General features: G+C 65.5%; 6 protein-coding genes. 3 read left to right on the top strand and 3 right to left on the bottom strand.

The window, feature by feature from the left end; genetic code table 11:
• On the top strand, positions 1-447 hold a 447-nt coding region (locus DBR22_RS25115; protein WP_258229421.1), incomplete at its 5' end, for an HNH endonuclease signature motif containing protein.
• Between the two features lie 84 nt (positions 448-531).
• Complete coding sequence (locus DBR22_RS22875) at positions 532-1,533, top strand: glycoside hydrolase (protein WP_258229422.1); 1,002 nt, start codon at positions 532-534, stop codon at positions 1,531-1,533.
• 209 nt (positions 1,534-1,742) lie between these two features.
• On the opposite strand, the gene DBR22_RS22880 is transcribed toward DBR22_RS22875, so the two are convergent.
• Positions 1,743-3,032, bottom strand: a complete 1,290-nt coding sequence (locus DBR22_RS22880; protein WP_108600859.1) for an ammonium transporter — start codon at positions 3,030-3,032, stop codon at positions 1,743-1,745.
• Positions 3,033-3,374: 342 nt separating this feature from the next.
• Positions 3,375-4,082 carry a helix-turn-helix domain-containing protein gene (locus DBR22_RS22885; protein WP_258229423.1) on the bottom strand — a complete coding sequence of 236 codons (708 nt, stop codon included), beginning with the start codon at positions 4,080-4,082 and terminating at the stop codon, positions 3,375-3,377.
• A gap of 109 nt (positions 4,083-4,191) precedes the next feature.
• Between DBR22_RS22885 and DBR22_RS22890 the strand changes: the two genes are divergently transcribed.
• Complete coding sequence (locus tag DBR22_RS22890) at positions 4,192-4,767, top strand: dihydrofolate reductase family protein (RefSeq protein WP_181365304.1); 576 nt, start codon at positions 4,192-4,194, stop codon at positions 4,765-4,767.
• A 56-nt stretch (positions 4,768-4,823) separates the two neighbouring features.
• On the opposite strand, the gene DBR22_RS22895 is transcribed toward DBR22_RS22890, so the two are convergent.
• On the bottom strand, positions 4,824-6,077 hold the full coding sequence (locus DBR22_RS22895; protein ID WP_108600879.1) for an allantoate amidohydrolase: 1,254 nt from the start codon (positions 6,075-6,077) through the stop codon (positions 4,824-4,826).
• Between the last annotated feature and the right edge of the window lie 112 nt (positions 6,078-6,189).

Raw genomic sequence — 6,189 nt, forward strand, 5'->3', positions numbered from 1 at the left:
GCCTCCCTGGATAATGAAGCGGACCATCTCCTCGCGTGGGCGCACGGCGGAACCACCGGGATCAGCAACCTCGCCCAGCCCTGCCCTAAACATCACCGCCTTAGGCACACCGGCGGCTGGGAACCCGGACCCGCCACCAAAGACCACCCACCGGGATGGATCTCACCCACCGGCAGACACTACGCCAGCGAACAACCCGACTGGGAACCACCATGGTTACCCGAAGTCGTCCGCCAGATGCTGCAGGGACAACCCAACGGACTCGAACGGCGCGAACATAAGCCGCCTCAAGTAGACCGGCAAAAGCAAAGTCGGCCAGGGAAAGACCGGACAGCAACGGAGGGTCCAGCGCCGAGCGAGTATGAAGAGAGTCTGCCCGATCCGGAACAGCTCGACGAGTTGAGTTGGAACGGCTCAAAGTCCGGAGTTGGACTAACTTCACCTTGACCGGCATGGAGCCACCCTGGAGGGCTGCGAGAAACCGATTTCTCGCCTATGCTGTTCCGAATCAGCCTTTTATTGGAGACTCCCGTGCGCCACGAAATGAACGCCACCGCAGCTGTGCTGACCGCTCTCAGCCCTGACGCCTTCACGACGCCTTACCGTGATCCGGTCTGGGACGGCCCCACGGATCCCGTTTTGGTTCCGGACCACCTGACCGGTGAGTGGGTACTCTTCTACACCCAGCGCCGGGCCACGGAACGGGGCCTGACCGGTGTGGAGTGGGTACACGGAACGGAAATCGGCGTTGCCCGCTCGTCTGACGGCGGCCTGACCTGGGCGTATCAGGGCACGGTTAGCGGACTGGTCCCGCCCGGAACTGAGCTGCCCGCTACCCTGTGGGCGCCCGACGTCGTGCGTGTGGGTGACCAATGGATCATGTATTTGACGGTGCTCGGCGGGGTGCGGACGGACTGGACCGGACAGGCCTCCATCGTTCAGCTTGCCAGCCGGGACCTGGTTTCCTGGGAGTACCTCGGTGCCGTCGAACTGGATTCGCCGAGAGTTATCGACGCTGCGGTGGCCCTGTGCGGGGACGGCAAGTATCGCCTCTGGTACAAGGACGAGGCCCGCGGATCGAACACCTACAGCGCAGTGAGCAGCTCACCTGCCGACCCGTCGTCGTGGGCTTTGGAAGGGCTGGTTATTTCCGGGCGGCCCCACGAGGGCCCCAAAGTCTTCCAGCTGGCGGGGTGGTACTGGATGATCGTTGACGAGTGGCGGGGTCAGGCCATCTACCGCTCCGATGACGCGGCAGGCGGCTGGGTCCGGCAGGAACACCGAGACGGGCTCATCCTCACATCTCCGGAGACATACAACGGCGGTGCAGTGGTAGGCCGGCACGCGGACGTTGTCACGGTGGCTGCTTCGGCTGATGCCAACGAACGCGCCGTCGTCGTCTATTTCACGCACCCGTTCTGGAACGGAAAGGACATCGAAGGGATGACCACGGACCCGAAAACCCATCTCAGCCACGTGAGGGCCGCGGTGCTGGAAGTCCGGGACGGCAATCTGGTCTGCATCGGCGGCTGACGCCCGGGGGCCCGCATGTCCCCACAGCATGACAAAGGGCCGAACCTCGGAACTATAAGCCAGCTGCTGCTGACACCGGTCCGCGGTTCGGCCCTCGGCCTGACTCGTACCTCGGGCAGTGCGGCAACCGCCTACCCGGACTTCCTGGTGATCCCTGGATGGATCTTGTTGGTGTTACTTCCACTGGTGCGGGATGTATCCGGCCCTGGTCAGGCCCGCTGCGGAGAACCCAGTTCCACAGGGTCTTCGTCGGTCAGGTAGGCAAGCTCGGAGTGGGCTGCGATGTCGATACCGCGCATCTCGTCTTCGGGCTTGATCCGCAGGCCGATAATCCGGTCCAGGATCTTCGCCAGAATCCACGTGATACCGAACGAGTAGGCAAGCACAGTGACCGTGGCCAGCGCCTGGACGCCCAGCAGCTCAATACCGCCGCCGTAGAACAGGCCGTTGACGCCGTTGGGAGCTGCGTCCGTTGCGAACAGGCCGATGAGCAGCGTGCCGATGATGCCACCCACGAGGTGGACGCCGACGACGTCGAGCGAATCGTCATAGCCCAGGCGGAACTTGAGTTCGATGGCCAGGGAACAGACGGCACCTGCGATAGCGCCGATAGCCAGCGCGCCAATCGGGCTGACCGCGCCACAAGCGGGCGTGATCGCAACCAGGGCCGAGATCAGGCCGGACGCTGCGCCCATGCTTGTCGCCGCGCCGTGACGGAGCCGCTCAACGAGGGCCCAGGCGAGAAGGCCGGCGGAAGCTGCCACTGCTGTGTTGAGGAAAACCACCGACGCCGACTGGCCTGCCGAGAGTGCGGAACCGGCGTTGAAGCCGAACCAGCCCACCCAGAGCAGCCCTGCACCAACCAGGACCAGCGGCCGGCTGTGCGGCTTGGTGTGTTCCATCTTGGGCCAGCCGGAGCTCTTGCCCAGGACCATTGCCAGGGCCAGAGCCGCGGCGCCGGCGTTCATGTGGACCGCGGTGCCACCGGCAAAGTCAATGGCCTTGATGCCGCTGGCGATCCAGCCGCCGGTAACGCTGCCGTCGGCCGAAGAGAAGGCGAACACCCAGTGCGCGATCGGGAAGTAGACAATCGTTGCCCAGATTCCGGCAAAGAGCATCCAGGCGCCGAACTTCATGCGCCCGGCTGCCGCTCCCGCAACCAGGGCTGTAGTGACGCAGGCGAAGAACAGCTGGAAAGCTGCGAAGAGGATGACCGGGATGGATGCTGCCTCGTCTGCGGCGAGCAGCTGCCCCATTCCGGGGAACTCGGTGATGTCACCGATCAGCCCGAGGCCGCCGACTGAATTTCCGAAGGCCATTGAGTAGCCGAAGAGCGCCCACAGAACGGCCACCAGGCTGGCGCCGCCGAAGCACATCATCATCATGTTGAGAATGCGACGCGACCCCACCATGCCCCCGTAGAACAGGGCCAGGGCGGGGATCATCATACAGACCAGCGCCGAGCTGGCCAGAATCCAAGCGACATTTCCCGAATCCATGGGAAACCCCTTTCGTGATGCGAAGAGAGAACGGAAATTGCCCGTCAGAGCCGCTCCGGAGGAGGGACGCGGAGTCAGTACCACGTTCATCGGAGGGCAGCTATTGCCGTCTTGTTCCATCTTCATCGCCGCAGTCCGGCAGTGGGTTTCCGGCGCGTTAATTCAACGTTTCGGTCACTGGCAAGCGAGTTTCACACGTCACTCGGACGCACTGGGGTTCTCCGCCAAAGCCTGTTGAGGTGCGGCCACGCTGGTGACATCCCCCGCTGGCTGGCTGGGGCGGATCACTTGGCCCGGGGGCGGTCACTTGGCCCGGGGGCGGTCACTTGGCCCGGGGGGCGGTCACTTGGCGGAGACGGCCAGAAAGCGGATGGGCAGGTCCAGGAGTTCCAGTGGACCGTGCGGACCTTCGCCATCGAGCAGGAGCGAGTCCCCTGCCTCCATCGCGTACTCGTAGGCACCGTGCCCGTAGATCATTTTGCCGGTGAGCATGTAGATGAATTCGGTGCCGGGGTGCTGGAAAAGCGGGAAGACGTCGGATGCATCGGTGAGGGTCACCAGCGTCGGTTCCAGCGCATCGGTGCGGCCCTTGAGCGTGCCAAGGACCCGGTATTCGTGGCCGTGCTGGGTACCGCTTCGCACCGTCAGGCTGCCTTGGCCGCTTTTGGTGAAGGTGGCGTCGCGGTCAGTATCGGCGCCGCGAAAGAGTGCAGTGACCGGAATCTTCAGGCCGTCGGCCAGACGCTGCAAAGTGGTCAGCGAACAGGATGTGGTGGCCGTTTCGATCCGGGAGATCATGGCCTTGGACAGGCCGGTCCTGGCTGCCAGTTCTGCGGAGGACAGACCGCCGGCGGTGCGGTAATGGCGGACCTGGGCGGCGATGACCTGTTCCAGTTTCCCGGCGACTTCCAGTCTCCCAGCGACGTCCAGTTTCCCCGCGACCCCGGCGCCAAGAGCGCTGTCGCCGGCAACACCGGCACCAGGAACGCCGTCTCCGGCGTCGGCTGGTGATTCGGTCGCGGGAGCATCGTCCGGGGCGTGATTGGTCATAGGAGCCATCATAGGTGGCACCGTAGCAGCCACAGCCCAAGCAACCGCCATAGTCAAAGCCCTGCGCATGTGCCAGAGTTTTAGTGGGCTTGCAGGGGAAGGACATGCGATGCGGACCGTGACCTATGGTGCGGCGTGCAGCCTCGACGGGTTCATTGCCGACAGCGACGGCGCCGTCGACTGGATCCACTTCAGCGCGGATGTGGAACAGTACATGAGCGAGTACTGGTCCACGGTGGATGCCGTCCTCATGGGACGGAGAACGTGGGAATTCGCGGCGGCCCAGGGCGTGGGCGGTGAACCCGGTTCCGAAGCCGGCCCAGCACCAGAAGCCGGCAGCCTTGAGGGCAGCGGAATTCCGGCAGTCGCCACGTACCTTTTCTCCCGCACGCTTTCCCAGGCCCCGCCCGGCACGGAGCTCGTCTCCTCAGATGCTGTCGATTTCGTCAAAACGCTCAAGCGTCAGCCGGGCAAGGGTATCTGCCTGATGGGCGGGGGTGAGCTCGCAGGCTCGCTGTTTGAGGCTGGCGTCATCGATCAGGTCAGCCTGAACGTGCATCCCGTCTTGTTGGGCTCGGGTGTTCCCTTCTTCCGCGACCTCAAGGGCCGGATCGGGCTGGAACTGACAGAGTCGCGCGGGCTCGACGGCGGGTGTGTGCTGATGGTCTACCGGGTGAGGAACTGAAGCCCGCCCTTGCCGTGAGCGCCGCGGATCGGAAGGCCGGGATCGGAAGCCTGTGGCTAGCCGATGACACGGGCCTCCCCCAGCAGTCCCGCCAGCGAGTCCGCGAGCGCAACCGCGCCGGCCTCGGCGTCCCAATCCTCCACCAGCTCATCGGGAGAATGGGAGATGCCGGTGGGGTTCCGGATGAACAGCATGGCGGTGGGGATCTGCGAACTGAGGACGCCGGCGTCGTGCCCTGCTCCGGTGTCCAGGACAGGCGCGTCCGGCAGCAGTCCCCGGAGCCGGTCCCGCAGCGTGGCGTCGAAATTCACGGTGGGGCTCAGCGACTCCACGGTGAGGGCGGCAGTGCAGCCTTCCTCTGCCGCCATCACCTGGGCATTCAGCGCGATGGACTCCACCAGCGCGGCGGTCACCGAGTCGTCGGGGTGCCTGACATCGATCCAGAGATCCACGCGGGAAGCGATCACGTTGGTTCCGCCCGGCACGGGCTGCAGCCTGCCCACGGTAGCCCGCGCGTCACGGTATTTCCGGGCCGTGTCGCGGATCCCCACCATCACCTTTGCCGCCGCGATCATGGGGTCCTTCCGGTCCTTCATGAGGGTGGTCCCGGCGTGGTTGCCCTCGCCGGTGACGGTGAGCTTCCAGCGGCCGTGGCCCAGGATCGATGAGCCAATGGCAACCGGCTGGTTCAGGTCGATCAGCCCCCTCCCCTGTTCAACGTGCAGCTCCACGAACAGGCCCAGCTGCGCCAGCGCCTGGTAGTCAGCACCTATAAGCCGGGGATCCTGGCCGTTCGCCGCGGCAACGTCCGCGTACGTGTTTCCGTCCGGGTCCTTGAGCCGCCGTGCCTTGTTCGGATCCAGTTCGCCGGTGAGCAGTCGTGACCCCAGGCATGCCACGCCAAAGCGGGACCCTTCCTCTTCGGGGAATACGGCGATGGCCAGCGGGCGCCGGGGACGCACCCCCCGGGCTTTGAGGACGTCGACGGCGACCAGTGCCGAGGCGACCCCCAGCGGCCCGTCGTACTCACCGCCGCCCGGCACGGAATCGAGGTGGCTGCCGGTGACCACGGCGTCCTGCCTGGTGCCGGCGGCGGTGTCCCACCAGGCCCAGATGATGCCGTTCTGGTCGGTCTGGACGTCCAGACCGCGGCGCCCGGCCTGTTCGATGAACCAGCTGCGCAGCTCCGTCTCGGCACTGGAGAACACGGGCCGGGAATAGCCGCCCCGCGTCGCGTCGCGGCCGACGCCGGCAATGTCCCTGAGCAGGCCGCTCACCGTCGCGGCAGCAGGCTCAGCCGCTGTTGGCAAGGCGGGGGACGCGTGCGGTGCAGCCTCCGGGGTTTGGCGGAAAGCGGAAGAGGTGGAGGCAGTCACGGGGGTCCGTTTCTCGAAGGGTGCGGGGGCAGGATGAGTACTGGGG

This window comes from Arthrobacter sp. HMWF013 (genome assembly GCF_003061105.1).
GTDB lineage: Bacteria > Actinomycetota > Actinomycetes > Actinomycetales > Micrococcaceae > Arthrobacter.

Coding starts and splice junctions, on each gene's coding strand:
- DBR22_RS22880 (WP_108600859.1), bottom strand. CDS start 3,032: ATGGATTCGGGAAATGTCGCTTGGATTCTGGCCAGCTCGGCGCTGGTC.
- DBR22_RS22890 (WP_181365304.1), top strand. CDS start 4,192: ATGCGGACCGTGACCTATGGTGCGGCGTGCAGCCTCGACGGGTTCATT.
- DBR22_RS22885 (WP_258229423.1), bottom strand. CDS start 4,082: ATGACCAATCACGCCCCGGACGATGCTCCCGCGACCGAATCACCAGCC.